The organism is Nocardia sp. NPDC058114 (assembly GCF_042884695.1).
Taxonomy (GTDB): domain Bacteria; phylum Actinomycetota; class Actinomycetes; order Mycobacteriales; family Mycobacteriaceae; genus Nocardia.
Map to the genome: position 1 here is coordinate 153,329 of NZ_JBHVTK010000003.1, position 14,876 is coordinate 168,204.

Sequence of the window (14,876 nt, forward strand, 5' to 3'; positions counted from 1 at the left end):
CACCGAGGTTGTCGCGTCGGCCATGTCGCGAGCGGTCCGGCTATGGCTGCGCCGCCCGTGGCTGCGCGGGTGGCCGGATCTGATACAGCACCGCGAGTCCGGCCGCGGCGCCGACGGTGATGGCCAGTGCCACCTGCCCCGGCACTCGATCGGCGACGGCGGTGCTGCCCGTCGGCCAGTGCCGTTGCCCGGTGGGAATCGACCACAGGATCGACGGCAGGTACAGCGCACCGAGCGCCAGCATCGCGCTCGGCAGGTAGCTGACCCGGATCGAGCCGATCGCGAAACCGGTGACACAGGTCAGCAGCACCACCCCGGCCGTCCACACGAATGCCCACGGAAGACGCTCGGCCACAATGGCGAAACCGCAGATCACGGCGACGCCGAGCAACACGCCCCACGGTGTCGCCCACCGCAGGCCCGCCAGGATGGCGACCACACCGACCACCAGGACGAGGACGAGATGCCAGCCGAGGCGGGGTGCGTCACTGAGTGAATCGGCCGCGGCGGCGACGCTCACGGCGATCAGCACACCGGTGCCGTCGCGGCCCGGCAGGAGCGCGGCGGCCACGAACGCCGCCACGAGGGTGACGATCACGGCGAGCGCGACCTGCCAGGAGTTTCCGCGGCGGCCGTCGAACTCGCGGCCCAGCCACTCGGTGGCGATCAGCAGCGACAGCGACAGCACGGTGGTGGCGATGATCGGGGCGATCGGCAGATCCGCCGCCATCCGTGGCACCGCGGGCAGCATGATGCCGTGCCGATGGCGCGCGGTGTTCACCGCCAGCAGCACGACGGCGGAGCCGATCAGCCAGAACGGGGTGTGCACGGCCTTGTCCGCCGTCGCCGCGGCGTTCGAGGTGAACACCGCCACGACTTCGCCGTAGACGAACACGACCAGGACCCCGAGCCCGAAACCGACCGCGGACCAGCGCATCCGCCACGCGCAGATGCACAGCGCCCCGAACAGCACACCGCCGCACAGCGAGTCGATGTAGTTCTGGGTGGTGAGTACGTCGGCGGAGGTCATCGCCTCGCCGATGAAGTAGTTGATCGCCAGCGCCGCCGCCCCGCCCGTCGCGGTGAGCCAGATCAGCCCCGGCCGGGTGATCGGCCTGGCCAGCACGGCGACGACGACAGCGACGATGAGACCGAGTGCGGCCGCGCGGGGAACGCTGTTGATCAGACTGGTGACGCGGTACGGCGAATCGATCGACGAATCGTCACCGAAGCTGAACGGCAGGAACAGCGACATCCCCGCGGCCGCGGCGCCGGCGAACGCCGTGACCACGTCCAGACCATCACCGATCTTGGGCACCGTGCCGACGTTACCGGCGACACACGCCCGCACCGGGGATGTCGCGGCCGGATCAGGGTGGCGAGTTCGGCCTCAAACCCTGCTCTCGGCATAGCGACGCAGCGATTCGACCTGCGCGGGGTCGAGGGACGGCCGCACGCTCGCGCGGGCGGTGGCCACGTCCTCGGCCGTGACGTCGGCGGCGGCCATATCGCGGCGCAGTGCCGAGAGCGCGGCCTCGCGCAGCAGGGCGGCGCAGTCGGCGGCCGAGTAGCCGTCGAGATCCTCTGCCAGCGCGGCCAGGTCGACATCCCGGGCCAGCGGTACCGAGCGTCCCGCCGTGCGCAGGATCTCGAGCCGGGCCGGGCCGTCCGGTGGCGGGACGAAGACGAGCCGGTCGAGCCGACCCGGCCGCAGCAGTGCGGGGTCGATCAGTTCGGGGCGGTTGGTCGCGCCGACCACCACCACATCACGCAGGGGTTCGACGCCGTCGAGTTCGGTCAGCAGCGCGGCGACCACCCGGTCCGACACCCCGGAGTCGCTGCTCTGGCCGCGTCGGGGGGCGAGCGCGTCCACCTCGTCGAGGAAGATCAGCGAGGGTGCCGAGTCGCGGGCCCGCTGGAACAACTCGCGCACCGCGCGTTCGGAGGAGCCGACCCACTTGTCCATCAGCTCAGCGCCTTTCACCGCGTGCACGCTGAGCTGGCCGGTCCCTGCCAGCGCCCGCACCAGGAACGTCTTGCCGCAGCCGGGTGGTCCGTAGAGCAGGACCCCGCGCGGCGGTTCGATGCCGAGGCGGGCGAAGGAGTCGGGGTGGCGCAGCGGCCACAGCACCGATTCGGTGAGTGCCTGTTTGGTTTCGATCATGTCGCCGACGTCGTCGAGGTCGAGCGAGCCGATCGCCAATTCCTCTGTGCCCGAACGGGACAGCGGGCGAATCACGTCGAGCGCGCCGATCAGATCGTCTTGGGCGAGTTCGGGTTCGGTGTGCTCCCTGCTGGCCCGGCCTGCCGCGCGCACGGCCGCTTCCCGGCACAGCGCGGTCAGGTCGGCCACCACGAAACCCGGTGTGCGTGCGGCGATCACGTCGAGGTCCAGTTTTCCCGCCGGCACCTTGCGCAGCAGCTGTTCCAGCAGCGCCCGCCGGATCGCCGCGGTGGGCAGCGGCAACGCCAGTTCGCGATCGCACAGATCCGGAGCGCGCAGACGCGAATCCACCTGTGTCGGATGGGCGGTGGTGGCCAGCAGGGCAACGCACGGTGCGCGCACCGCGGCCCGCAGCTGGTCGAGAACGAGGGTGGCGACGGGCTCGGCCTCGGCGGGCAGCAGCGCGTCGATATCGGTGATCAGCAGCACGCCGCCCTGTCCGGTGGCGACATCGGCCACCGCCTCGGCGACCTCACGCAGCCGGGTGCCGCTCTCGGTCGCGCCGACGCTCGGGCCGTCGAGCTCGACGATACGACGCGGTGCGACAACAGCTTTGGCGAAGGTGGCCTTGCCGACTCCGGCGGGTCCGGTGATGAGGACACCGAGATGGGCCGGTGCGCCGAGCGTCTTCAGCAACTCCGGCTCATCGAGAGCCAGGCTCAGCCATTCGGCCAGCTTGGCCGCCTGGCTCTGCACGCCCGCCAGATCCTCGATCTGGACCGGCGTGCTCCCCGAACTCACCTTCACCGCGCCGGATCCCGGCTGATCCGGCTCCGAAAACCACTGCTGACCCGGCGTGCTCGAAGGCTGGCGTACGTCGCCGTCACGTTCCACCGTGTGCTGGATCGCTGCCGCACCCGCACCCCAGCCGACGGCCGAATTCGGTTGCACGCTCACCGGTCCCGGCATGGGCTCGATCGCCGTCACGGTGAGCAGTTCGGTGGTCCAGGCGATCCCGAAGGCACGCGAGAGCGCCTGGGTGGCCGCCGAGGAACTGATATCGGGTCCGAGATCGCGCGGCAGCAGCGACACCGTGTCACCGACGGTCACCACCTTGCCGAGCAGCGCCTGCCGCAGGGTGGCCGCCGGGATGCTGGCCACAGCGTGCGCCGAGCCGCTCAGCGAGATCTGTCTGGCGCCGAAGACGGTCACCGGGGCGACCGTCACCGCCGCGTTCTCCCGCAGTCCCACATTCGACAGCGTCACGTCATCGAGCAGCGCCACCCCCGGCGGACTGTCCGCGGGCGCCTTCGCCACCACCGCCGCGGTCCGGCGCGCGCCGATCAGCGCGATGCCGTCCCATTCGCGCAGGCCGAGCGCGGTGAGCGTCTCGGGGTGCAGGCGCACCACCCCGCGACGAGCGTCGGCTGCGGAGGGATTGAGCCGGGCGGTGAGCGAAAGTTCAGCCACCGCCCCATTCTGCCCTTCTCGCCGCGATCAGGAATCGATAGGCCGACGGCAAGGTCAGACGGCCATTCTGGCTGACATGACGAACTATCGCCGCCAGTCGGTACGCTGCACCGGACGCGCCGGAGGTGCCGGCGCCGCGATCTACCGGGGAAAGCAGCAGATGAACCGAATCTCCCTCGCCGTTCTGGCCGCCGGGGCACTGACCCTGACCTTGGTCGGGTGCGGGTCCGACGACTCCGCTGATGCGAGCGGGCTGCGCAAGGGCACGCCGAGCTCCAGCGCGTCCGCCACCGCCACCAAGGCGCCCACGTCGAGCGCGGCGCCGAGCTCGGCCGCGGCGGGCACCGACATCACTTGCACACAGTTCAAGACGCTCGACCCGGACGGCGAGAAGAAGGCCATCGATCAGATCCTCGCGGCACACCCCGGCGGTCCGTTCGAGGGCAGCCCCAACGTGGCGCTCAGCACTGTGAAGCTGGTCTGCCTCGTCCCGGCCAATGCCGACAAGCCGGTTGCCGACGCCGCCGGGATGAAGCCCTAGCCATCGCTCAGCCCAGCAGCGATTGCCAGTTCGCGGGGACCCGCGCGGCCGGTCCGGGGACCGACTGATCGGTGGGATGGCTGGTCGGCGCGGCGAGCTCGGGACCATCGCTGTACATCTCGCCGCTGGCGAAGTTGTAGAACCAGTCCTCGCCCGGTTCGTAGCTCTGCATGAACGGGTGCGCGGTGGCCTCGAAATGCTTCGTCGCGTGCTTGCTGGGAGAGCTGTCGCAGCAGCCCACATGCCCGCACTCGGCACAGCGGCGCAGATGCACCCACCAGCCGCCGCTCGCGTCGCATTCGACGCACCCGGCGCCACTGGGCGGCACGCTCGGATCGATCCCCGCTTCAGCCATCTAGACCTCCTGTAGTAGGTGTGCTGACATCCTCCGCCGCCGGGTGCAACGGCAGGCGGACGATGAAGCGCGTGTTGCCGGGTTCCGATTCCACCCGGATGTCACCGTTGTGCTTGTTCGCCACGATCCGGAACGAGATGTCGAGACCGAGACCGGTACCGTCGCCGACCGGTTTGGTGGTGAAGAACGGCTCGAAGATCCGCCCCCGCGCCTCGGGGGGAATGCCCGGCCCGGTGTCCCCGATTTCGATCGCGGCGCAGTCGTTCTCCTTGAAGGTGCGGATCGTCAGGGTGCCCTCGCCGCCCATCGCGTAGACGGCGTTGTCGATCAGGTTGGTCCACACCTGGTTGAGTTCGGCGGCGAAGCAGGGGATCGGCGGCAGCGCGCGGTCGTAGTCCTTCACCACGCGGATGCCGTCACCGAGTTTGCGGTTGAGCATCACCAGGGTGGAATCGAGCAGTTCATGCAGGTCGACGACCTGATAGGGCGCGCGATCCATCTGCGAATACTGTTTGGCCGCCCCGACGAGAGTGGAGATGCGGGTGGTCGAGTCGAAGATCTCGTTCATCAGCAACTCGGTCTCGATGGTGTAGTTCAGCCAGCGCACGGCGCCCTCGAACACCGGCGCCTGGCAGGCTTCCAAGGTCGCGTGCACACCCTCCAGCCAGTCGGTGTCCAGGCCCGCCTGCACGAAGGTGGGCGCCAGATTCCAGCCGTCGGCGATGCCGCGCTCTTCGAACCAGTCGGCCAGCGCGTCCTCCCGATCGGCCGCTTCCAGTGGGCTGAGGTCGGGTGCCTTGGCGACCTGGTCGGCGGCCTGCTCCTGCATCTCGACGAGCTTGACCAGCGCGTCGGCCGGGAACTTGCCCTCGGCCATCATCTTCAGCTTGTGCCGCATCCCGGCGACGCGTTCGCGCAGGCCGGAGGTGGCGCGCACCGCGGCGGCGGCGGGATTGTTGAGTTCGTGGGTGAGCCCGGCCGACAGCGATCCCAGCGCGAGCAGCCGTTCGCGTTCGGCGATCCGCTGGTTCGACTTCTGCCCGCCGAAGAACGCGCCCTCGAGCAGGTGCACGGCCATCGGGAACCACTCGTGCATGATCCGGGAGAAATCGGCCGCGTCCATGACCAGGAACCGGGAGCGGCGCAGCACGTACATCGAGCCGTTGTAGTCCTGGTTCGCCCGATCGCCCAGGTAGGCCATCCAGGCGCCCGCGTACACCCCGCGATGGTCGGTGCGGTTGATCTCGATCTCCACCCCACCGGACAGTTTGGTGAGCCGGACCTCGCCGTCGATCAGCACGTAGAAGCAGGTGGCGGGTTCGCCCTCGCGAAACACCGGGCCCGGTTCGACGTACTCGATGCGCCCGATGGCGCACAGTTCGGCGAGCTGGGAGTCGTCGAGCTTCTCGAACAGGAACAGGGTGCGCAGTTCTTCCGGATCGCAGATCATAGAGTCCTCACTCACGCTGTCTCAATGGGCATGATCGGGCGGCCTGCGTGGTTACGCTCCGCTACCGCCTCCGGCCGCTGACCTCTCATGCCAGATACCGGTGGACGAGCATGACCGCCATCGCGCCCTCGCCGACCGCCGAGGCGACCCGCTTGGCGGATTCGGCGTGCACATCGCCCGCCACGAACACGCCGGGGACGCTGGTCTCGAGGTGTTGCGGCGGGCGCGGCAGTTCCCAGCCGGGTGGTCGCGCGCCGTCGACCATCAGGTCGGGCCCGGCCAGCACGTATCCGGCGGCGTCTCGGGTGACGACGCCGTCGAGCCACCCGGTCTGTGGCGCGGCGCCGATGAACAGGAACAGCCGTTGCGCGTCGACCTTGTCTTCGGTGCCGGTGCTGTTGTCGCGCAGAACGATGCGTTCCAGGTGTGTGTCACCGTCGACGCCGACGACCTCGGTCTCGGTGTGTACGACGATGTTGGGGATGGCCGCGATCTGCTGGACGAGATAGTGCGACATCGACTTGTCCAGCGAGTCGCCCCGGACAACCAGGTGCACGCGACGCGCGTTGCGGGACAGGAACACCGCGGCCTGTCCGGCCGAGTTGGCCCCGCCGACGATGTAGACCTCCTGTTCGGCGCACTCGGCCGCCTCGGTCATCGCCGAACCGTAATACACACCGCGCCCGGTGAATTCGTCCACACCCGGTGCCGGATGGCGTCGATAGTCCACGCCCGTAGCGATCAGAACCGTATGCGCGCACAGCTTTCCACCGTCGGCGAATCGCACGGTGCGCGCCGACCCGTTGATCTCGAGCGCGACCACATCGCGAGTGGTGATGATCTCCGCGCCGAATTTCGCCGCCTGTCGCCGCGCCCGATCCGCCAGCTGTGACCCCGAGACCCCGTCGGGAAATCCGAGATAGTTCTCGATCCGCGAGCTCTGCCCCGCCTGTCCGCCGGTGGCCGTGCGCTCGACCAGCACCGTGCGCAAGCCCTCCGACGCACCGTAGACCGCCGCGCCGAGTCCGGCGGGTCCGCCGCCGACCACGATCAGGTCGTAGAAGTCCCCGCTGGGTTCGACGGTGAGCCCGACGTTTTCGGCGAGCTCGCTGTCGGTCGGCTGGATCAGGGCGGTGCCCGCGGCCGTGATCACCACCGGACAGGTCAGCGGATCGGCGCCCGCCGCCTCCAGCAACCGGGTGCCCTCCGGCTCGTCGACCGGATACCACCGATACGGCAACTGATTGCGCGCCAAGAACTCTCGCACCTGCGAAGACCGCGGCGACCAGCGATCGCCGACGACCTTGGTCTCGTACACCGGCCGCTGCTCGGCGCTGCGCCACACCTCGAGCAGCCCGTCGATCACCGGGTAGAGCTTCTCCTCCGGCGGGTCCCACGGCTTGAGCAGATAGTGGTCGAGATCGATGACATTGATCGCGTCGATCGCGGCGTCGGTGTCGGCATAGGCGGTGAGCAGCACCCGGCGTGCGTAGGGGTGCAGGTCCATCGCCTGTTCGAGGAATTCGATGCCGTCCATGCCGGGCATCCGGTAGTCGGCGATCAGCACCGCCACGGGCTGCCCGCGCAGTTTCATCTCGCGCAGCGCCTCGAGTGCCTGCGGTCCCGATTCGGCCCGCAGAATCCGGTAGTCGGCGCCGTAGCGGCGGCGCAGGTCCCGCACCACGGCGCGCGATACGCCGGGATCGTCGTCAACGCTCAGAATGGCCGGTTTGGTTACCGAGGGAGTGCTCACCCGATCGAGTATCCCCCTGCTGTGAGGTAGCCGTCAGAGCTGGTGGTGGAGGACGAGGTCTAGTTCGGTGGGGGTGAGCAATCGTTCGAGGCGTTCCTCGCGTTTGAGGCGGGTGCCGCGGGGCACGAACGCGCTGGGGAGCGCGAAGGCGTCGTCCGGTCCGATGCTCGGCAGGAGCGGGACCTCGTTGATGTGCCTGCGTGGCAGGAGTGAGCGCAGTTTCACGGCCGATCACCTCGGGTTGACGACGGGAACGCTGGAGGCTGAGCTTCGTCGATCAGCAAACGTCGGTAGCGAAAAGTTTGCCAGCATGTCCGAGTTGGTGCAAGCGGGACAAGGTGGACACGGCGAGCCAACCGGTCGGTGGCCTGCTTCGGCGCAGGCCACCCCGGTTTTGTGAGAATTTGCTGATCGGTTATTTCCAGGCGGGCATGGTGACAACCTGTGCCGCATAGGACAGCCCGGCGCCGAAGGCGATCAGCAGCGCGGTGTCGCCCGGCTTCGATTCTCCCTTGCGCAACAGCGCCTCCATCGCGAGGGGGACCGATGCTGCCGAGGTGTTGCCGGAATCCTCGATGTCGTTGGCGAGCGCGCAGTGCTCCGGTAGCTCGAGCACCCTGGCCATGATCTCGATGATCCGGCCGTTGGCCTGGTGCGGAATCATCGCGTCGAGGTCGCCGGTGGTCAGGCCCGCGCGGTCGATCGCGTCGCGGCACACCTTCTCCAGCGAGTGCGCGGCCCAGCGGAACACCGCGGTGCCCTCCATCGTGAGATAGGGGCGCACCGCGTCGGTGCCCTTCTCCTCGATCTCGTCGAAGAACTCCACCCAGTCCTTGGTCTGGCGGATGGCGTGGTGCTGAGTACCGTCCGAACCCCACACGGTCGGGCCGATGCCCTGTTCGGTGGACGGGCCGACGACGACCGCGCCCGCGCCGTCGGCGAACAGGAAGGCCGTCGCGCGGTCGGTGAAGTCGACGGTGGGGGTGAGTTTTTCGACGCCGAGCACCAGCACGTGATTCGAGGTGCCTGCCCGGACCAGGTCCGATGCCATGCCCACCGCGTGACAGAACCCGGCGCAGCCCGCCGAGATGTCGAAGGCAGCCGCGCCGGTCATGCCCAGCTCGGTGGCGATGCGTGGGCCGATGGCCGGGGTGAGCATCAGATGGGTCGACGTCGCCACGATGACGCAGTCGATCTGGTCGACCTGCACCCCGGCGGCGGCGATCGCGTCGCGCGCGGCGGCGACGCTCATGGACTGGATGGTTTCCTCGTCCGAGGCGAAGCGCCTGGTATGGATGCCGGACCGGGTGCGGATCCACTCGTCGCTGGAGTCGATCGGCCCCGCTACCTCGTCGTTGGTGACCACCCGAGCCGGGCGGTAGACGCCCAATCCGAGGATGGCGGTGTGCTCAGTACCCGTCGTCTGGGCGATTCGAGCCATTGTGCGTCTCCTATGTACCTGTCAACCTGCGGCAGTACCGCTGGGTGTACCCGAAGCATCGAAATCTGTCCCTCATCGCCCGTGACCCGTACGTGGACACCATGTGAACGCTCAGACATGAGGCTTCCTCATATTAGCGTCTCATGATCAGAGTGTCGATTGTCACAGTGGAGCCGGGGGTATCTTGGGGACAAGGCGATTGCTCGCCGACCCTTCGAGGGATCGAGGACAGCATGCTCGGACTCGGCATCATCAGTTGGATCATCATCGGCGGTCTGGCCGGTTGGATCGCGAGCAAGTTCATGAAGACCGACGCACAGCAGGGCATCCTGCTCAATATCGTGGTCGGGATCATCGGCGGGCTACTCGGCGGCTTCGTGCTGAGTCTGTTCGGCGTCGATGTGGAAGGCGCGGGCTGGATCTTCAGCTTCATCACCTGTCTGGTGGGCGCCTGCGTGTTGTTGTACCTGGTGAAGCTGTTCACCGGGCGTAAATCGGTCCACTGACCACAGGTGCTTGCCCCGGGCTTCCCGTAAGGTGTGATCGCTTGTAGTCATCACACGAAAGAGGGAGCCCGTGGCACGCCGCCCCACCCCGCCCGGCACGCCCGATACCACCGGCGTCGGACATGTCGTCGACTTGGTGCGGGCCGCTGTACCCCCACTACATCCCGCCGGACTGCCGTTCGTGGCGGTGCCGTTGGCAGTGGCGGTCATCGGCGGACGTAATAAATGGGTGCGGAGGGCCGGTCTGGCCTCGGCCGCCGCCTGCGCCGCTTTCTTCCGCCACCCGCATCGCGTGCCGCCGAACCGGGCGGGCATCGTGGTCGCGCCCGCCGACGGTGAAGTGGCGCTGGTCGACACCGCGGTGCCGCCCGTCGAGCTCGGACTCGGCGATCAGCCGTTGCCGCGCGTCAGCATCTTCCTGTCGGTGCTCGATGTGCACGTGCAGCGCGTTCCGGTGTCCGGAACCGTGCGCGAGGTGCTGCATCAGCCGGGCAAGTTCCTCTCGGCCGATCTGCCGGAGGCCTCCGACGCCAACGAGCGCAACAGCATGGTCATCGACACCGCCGACGGTAAGCAGGTCGTCGTGGTGCAGATCGCCGGACTGCTGGCCCGTCGCATCGTCTGCGACGCCCGCGTCGGTGACCTGCTCACCATCGGTGACACCTACGGCCTGATCCGGTTCGGGTCTCGCGTCGACACGTACTTCCCGATCGGCACCGAACTGCTGGTGGCCCCCGGGCAGCGCACGATCGGGGCCGAAACAGTCCTGGCTGTGCTGGGATGATCGAACAGGCTCGCACAGCACCTCGCAAACGACCCCGCTCGGTGCGATTGCTGCCGAGCGTCGTCACCATTCTCGCGCTGTGCGCCGGCCTGTCGGCAGTGAAGTTCGGGCTCGACGGTGAGCTCGGGATCGCGCTGGCGATGGTCGGTGCCGCCGCCGTGCTCGACACGCTCGACGGGCGGCTCGCGCGCATGCTCGACGCCACCAGCAAGATGGGCGCCGAACTCGATTCGCTCTCGGACGCGATCTCGTTCGGCGTCGCGCCCGCGCTGGTCATCTACGTGACCCTGCTCGACGGCAACAGCGCGGGCTGGATCGTCGCGTTGTTGTTCGCGGTGAGCCTGGTCTTGCGCCTTGCCCGCTTCAACACCCTGCTCGACGACGATTCCCGGCCCAACTGGGCGCGTGAGTACTTCGTCGGTGTCCCCGCGCCCGCCGGAGCGCTGATCGCGCTGGTGCCGATCGCGCTGAAGGTGCAGTTCGGCGACGGCTGGTGGGACGGTTTCGCCTTCGTCGCCGCCTGGACGGTCTTCGCCGCGTTGCTGTGCGTGAGCACCATCCCGACCCTGGCGATGAAGTCGGTGTCGGTCGCTCCGCAGGCCGCGGCCGGGCTGCTGGTGCTCACCGCGCTGGCCGCCGCGCTGCTGGTCACGTACCCGATCGTGCTGCTGCTGATCTTGGTCGCGCTCTACCTCGCGCACATCCCGTTCGCCTGGCGGTCGGCCCGCTGGGTGGCCGCGCGGCCGGAGACCTGGCAGCACAAGCCGGCTGAGCGGCGGGCCCAACGGCGGGCACAGCGACGGATGCCCGCGATCCGCCGACCGGCGATCCGTGGCTCGGCGCGCCTGCGCCTGCGTCGCCCGCGCAACGACGACTGACCAGGCATCCGACCCTCGCGACTGGACGTTTCGACATGGAGCAATCAACGCCACCTCCGCCACCCGAGGACCCCGCGGCGCCGGCCACCGATATCACTGAGTTTCTGGAGCATCGGCCGCGGCTGTTCTCGCTTGCCTACCGGATGTTCGGTGCGGCGAGTGAGGCCGAGGACGTCGTGCAGGAGGTATACCTGCGGTGGGCGCTGGCCGACCACGCCGAGATCGCCAATACCGAAGCGTGGTTGACGACCGTCACCGTGAATCTGTGTCGTACCCAGCTCGTTTCGGCTCGCGCCCGGCGCGAGACCTATGTCGGGCAATGGCTGCCGGAGCCGGTACCGACCGGCGGCGGCGCGCTCGGTCCGCTGGGCACCGTCGAGGAACGCGAATCGGTGTCCCTGGCGGTGCTCACCGCGATGGAACGGCTCAGCCCGATCGAACGCGCCGTGTTCGTGCTGCGTGAGGCGTTCGGCTACTCCCATGGCGAGATCGCGGAGATGCTCGACCTCACCGTGGCCAACACCCAGCAGATATTCCATCGGGCCGGTCAGCGGGTGCGCACCGGTAAGCAGCGCTTCGTGGTGTCGGCCGAGCACGCGCGCACGATGATCGAGAAGTTTCTGCAAGCGGCCTCGACCGGCGATGTGGCCGGTCTGCGCGAACTGCTCGCCGACGACGTGGTGTCGGTCGCCGATGGCGGTGGCCGGGTGGTCGCGGCCAAGATCCCGGTGGTCGGTGGCGATGTGGTCGCGCGCTACCTGTCCAACCTGCGGCGTTTCCTCAGCCCCACGTCGCGGTTCGAATTCACCGAGATCAACGGCGACGTGGGCCTGATCCTGATCCAGGACGAGATTCCGGCCGGTGTACTCGTGTTCGACTTCGACGAAGCGGGCTCGATCGCGGCGGTCCGCACGGTCGTGAACCCGATCAAACTGGGCGCCATAGCCATGTGATCCAGATCACTTCAAGAACCTGTCAGGAACTCGGGGGCTGATCGGTCTGGTGTGTGTAGGCATTTCGAGAGAAGGAGCCACACCATGACCGGTCAGCATCGGATCGTCGTCCTCGGTGCCGGGTACGCGGGACTCACCGCGGCCCGTGCCCTCGCGAAGAAGACTCGCGACTCCCAGATCACTGTCGTGGACGGCCGCGCCGAATTCGTGCAGCGGGTGCGTCTGCACCAGGCCGCCGCCGGTCAGCCGGTCAAGCGGCTCGACCTGCGGAAGTCGCTGGGACGCAAGGGCATCGAATTCCTCCAGGCGCGGGTCACCGACCTGGACCCGGATCGCAAGATCGTCGCCCTGGACGGCGAGTGGACGTTGCACTACGACACCCTCGTCTACGCGCTCGGCAGCCAGGCCGACCGCGACGCCGTGCCCGGAGCGGCCGAGCACGCGAAGTTCGTCGCCACCGCCGAGGACCTGACGGAACTGTCGGGTCAGATCGTCATCGTCGGCTCGGGCCCGACCGGCATCGAACTGGCCACCGAACTCGCTGAGTCGCAGCCGGATTCGCGGATCAGCCTGCTCGGTACCGAGGACCCGGGCGCTTGGCTCTCGCCGCGCGCGCACCAGTTGATCCGGGACGCGCTCACGCGGGCCGGCGTCGAAATCCGTTCCGGCGTCAAGGTTGTCGAGGTGCTCTCCGATGCGGTTCGCCTCGCCGACGGCACTCTGGTGCCCGCCGATACCACCGTTTGGACCACCGGTTTCACCGTCCCCGATCTGGCTCGTCGCGCGGGTCTGGAGGTCGCCGACGACGGCCGTATCCGCACCGACGACACGCTGCGCTCGGTGTCGCACCCCGACATCTACGCCGTCGGCGACGCCGCGCTGATGGTCGGCGTGGACGGCCGCCCGCTGCGGATGGCTTGCGCGACAGCGATTCCCGCCGGCCAGTACGTTGTCGGGGCCATCACGGCGCGGGCGCGTGGCCGCGAACCCGAGCCGATGAAGGGCCGCTACGTCGCGCAGTGCATCAGCCTGGGCCGCCGTGACGCGGTGTTCCAGGTCGTCAAGGCCGATGACACCCCGACGAGCACGGTGCTCACGGGCCGTGTCGGGGCGCTGATCAAGGAACTGATCGTGCGCGGCACGGCCTTCACGGTCGGCCTGCGATAGTCCGACCGGACTGGCGTAATCGCCCTCTTCGCGGCCGTTGGGTCAGATCTGACCGGGGGCCGCGAAGTGGGGCGATCGCGCCGGGGTCGTCCGGTGCGGTCAGGTGGCGGTGTCTCGTCTGCGGCGCGGCCACCGGCGTCGAGCGTGTCGGGTCAGCGGCCCTGCCCAGGGCGCGATCGCGATCACGAGGAGCACGCTGAGCCATGGCAGCCGCCACCACCAGCGCACATCTCGTGCGAGCGCCGTCGTCGGCTCGGTCAGCAGACGTGCCGTAGACGACCACACCACGAACGCGTCCCCGATGGGCATCAGGCCGAAGGCGTACCGCTTGGAGCCGGGCAGGCCGACCGGCAGTCCGAGCAGCTCACCTGCGGAGCCGATCGCGGCCGCCAAGTCGCTGTCGCCGTTCACGCGGGCGGCGCCCTGGGCGACAACAGTGGCGGAAAGGCTGACTCCGGCGACCAACGGTCCCGAATCGACGTCACCGCTCCCGTCGACACCCGTCGGATATTCGCGAATGGCGGGCCCGAAACCGCCTGGATAGGTCAGGTATCGGTCTCGGTACCGCGCGTAGTGGCTCTTCGCGAATGCTGGGTCGATCTCGGGCAGGAATCGAAGTATCACTGTCTGTGAGGTTGCCCGGGCGCCGGTCAGCATCGATCCGTCGGTCGGTGAAACCTGATGCGGCAGTAGGCCGGTAGCGGGGTCGAGGCGGGTCTCGGCCTGCGCGAGCCAGCGATCTATCACTGCCGTGTACTGCGCCCCGAACAGCTTGTCGTGCAGGCGAAGGGAAGCCACCGCGACGGTCGAATCGACCGGCCACGCCTGACCTCGATAGGCCTGGAGAAACGGTGTGCCGGCCGCGGAGAACGCCTGTGCGATCTCGGCGCTGTGCGTGGAGAACTGGTGCACCGCAGTGGTATCGGAGCGATCGAGCGACAGGATCGCGCCCCGCAGCCAGTTGGTCCACCCGGCCCAGAACACTCCGTACGCGGGCTGCAACCCGGGGCTGAAAACCGCACGGCCCTCGTCGGATTCGGTTCTGGCCAGCGCCCAGCGTGCTTCGCGGAGCGCGTTGTCACGCAGTCCTGGATCGGTGTGCGCGGCCTGTACCCAGGCGAGGCCGTAGAGCACGTTCGAGAAGACGTACCCCTCCGGAAACAGTTGCTGCGCAGCGGTATCCGAGCCGTCGTCGAGCGCGTCACGCACGAAGGCCAGCTGGCGCGCGGTCGACCCGGGCTGCCCGTCCAGGCCCGGTTGCGGCCACAGCAGTCGCCCGGCTCCGATCAGGCACGCCGCCGTCACGATGATCCCCACCACGCGCGGCGCCCAGCGCCGAATTCTCCCCATGGCGACACTCTGCCAGGAATTTGCCGTCAACCAATCGTTGACGATCCAACATCGTCAACCTATG

Annotated in this window: 14 protein-coding genes; 6 read left to right on the plus strand and 8 right to left on the minus strand. The window is 68.5% G+C overall.

Annotation, left to right across the window (positions count from 1 at the left end; all coding sequences use genetic code 11):
* Positions 1-40: 40 nt before the first annotated feature.
* Both ACFVVI_RS13250 and ACFVVI_RS13255 read right to left on the minus strand, forming a co-directional pair.
* Positions 41-1,318: a hypothetical protein gene (locus ACFVVI_RS13250; protein ID WP_378991204.1), complete on the minus strand. Its 1,278-nt coding sequence runs from the start codon at positions 1,316-1,318 to the stop codon at positions 41-43.
* Between the two features lie 72 nt (positions 1,319-1,390).
* Positions 1,391-3,634 carry an AAA family ATPase gene (locus ACFVVI_RS13255; protein WP_387445564.1) on the minus strand — a complete coding sequence of 748 codons (2,244 nt, stop codon included), beginning with the start codon at positions 3,632-3,634 and terminating at the stop codon, positions 1,391-1,393.
* A gap of 76 nt (positions 3,635-3,710) precedes the next feature.
* On the opposite strand from ACFVVI_RS13255, the gene ACFVVI_RS13260 reads away from it, so the two are divergent.
* Complete coding sequence (locus ACFVVI_RS13260) at positions 3,711-4,175, plus strand: hypothetical protein (RefSeq protein ID WP_378991201.1); 465 nt, start codon at positions 3,711-3,713, stop codon at positions 4,173-4,175.
* Between the two features lie 7 nt (positions 4,176-4,182).
* On the opposite strand, the gene ACFVVI_RS13265 is transcribed toward ACFVVI_RS13260, so the two are convergent.
* The 5 genes from ACFVVI_RS13265 to ACFVVI_RS13285 form a co-directional block, all read right to left on the minus strand.
* The gene (locus ACFVVI_RS13265; protein ID WP_378633825.1) at positions 4,183-4,530 is read right to left on the minus strand and encodes a UBP-type zinc finger domain-containing protein; all 348 of its coding nucleotides are present in this window, start codon (positions 4,528-4,530) and stop codon (positions 4,183-4,185) included.
* Positions 4,523-5,980 carry an ATP-binding protein gene (locus tag ACFVVI_RS13270; RefSeq protein ID WP_378991251.1) on the minus strand — a complete coding sequence of 486 codons (1,458 nt, stop codon included), beginning with the start codon at positions 5,978-5,980 and terminating at the stop codon, positions 4,523-4,525. The genes ACFVVI_RS13265 and ACFVVI_RS13270 overlap by 8 nt, the downstream gene beginning before the upstream one ends.
* A gap of 85 nt (positions 5,981-6,065) precedes the next feature.
* Entirely contained in the window at positions 6,066-7,733 is a 1,668-nt protein-coding gene (locus ACFVVI_RS13275; RefSeq protein ID WP_387445565.1) for an FAD-dependent oxidoreductase, read from the minus strand.
* A 33-nt stretch (positions 7,734-7,766) separates the two neighbouring features.
* The gene (locus ACFVVI_RS13280; RefSeq protein WP_378633833.1) at positions 7,767-7,958 is read right to left on the minus strand and encodes a hypothetical protein; all 192 of its coding nucleotides are present in this window, start codon (positions 7,956-7,958) and stop codon (positions 7,767-7,769) included.
* A 190-nt stretch (positions 7,959-8,148) separates the two neighbouring features.
* Positions 8,149-9,174: a beta-ketoacyl-ACP synthase III gene (locus ACFVVI_RS13285; RefSeq protein WP_378991197.1), complete on the minus strand. Its 1,026-nt coding sequence runs from the start codon at positions 9,172-9,174 to the stop codon at positions 8,149-8,151.
* 233 nt (positions 9,175-9,407) lie between these two features.
* Between ACFVVI_RS13285 and ACFVVI_RS13290 the strand changes: the two genes are divergently transcribed.
* From ACFVVI_RS13290 to ACFVVI_RS13310, 5 genes are all read left to right on the plus strand, one after another.
* The gene (locus ACFVVI_RS13290) at positions 9,408-9,680 is read left to right on the plus strand and encodes a GlsB/YeaQ/YmgE family stress response membrane protein (protein ID WP_101465422.1); all 273 of its coding nucleotides are present in this window, start codon (positions 9,408-9,410) and stop codon (positions 9,678-9,680) included.
* Between the two features lie 70 nt (positions 9,681-9,750).
* Positions 9,751-10,464 (plus strand): phosphatidylserine decarboxylase, encoded by a 714-nt coding sequence (locus ACFVVI_RS13295; protein WP_364403759.1) that lies wholly within the window; start codon positions 9,751-9,753, stop codon positions 10,462-10,464.
* Positions 10,461-11,342, plus strand: coding sequence for a CDP-alcohol phosphatidyltransferase family protein (locus ACFVVI_RS13300; RefSeq protein ID WP_378633841.1), 882 nt, complete (start codon positions 10,461-10,463; stop codon positions 11,340-11,342). Before ACFVVI_RS13295 ends, ACFVVI_RS13300 begins: the two co-directional genes overlap by 4 nt.
* Before the next feature lie 35 nt (positions 11,343-11,377).
* Positions 11,378-12,295: an RNA polymerase sigma-70 factor gene (locus ACFVVI_RS13305; protein ID WP_387445567.1), complete on the plus strand. Its 918-nt coding sequence runs from the start codon at positions 11,378-11,380 to the stop codon at positions 12,293-12,295.
* An 84-nt stretch (positions 12,296-12,379) separates the two neighbouring features.
* Entirely contained in the window at positions 12,380-13,462 is a 1,083-nt protein-coding gene (locus ACFVVI_RS13310) for an NAD(P)/FAD-dependent oxidoreductase (RefSeq protein ID WP_378991194.1), read from the plus strand.
* Positions 13,463-13,561: 99 nt separating this feature from the next.
* Here ACFVVI_RS13310 and ACFVVI_RS13315 read toward each other — a convergent pair whose 3' ends face one another.
* Complete coding sequence (locus ACFVVI_RS13315; RefSeq protein WP_387445568.1) at positions 13,562-14,812, minus strand: hypothetical protein; 1,251 nt, start codon at positions 14,810-14,812, stop codon at positions 13,562-13,564.
* Between the last annotated feature and the right edge of the window lie 64 nt (positions 14,813-14,876).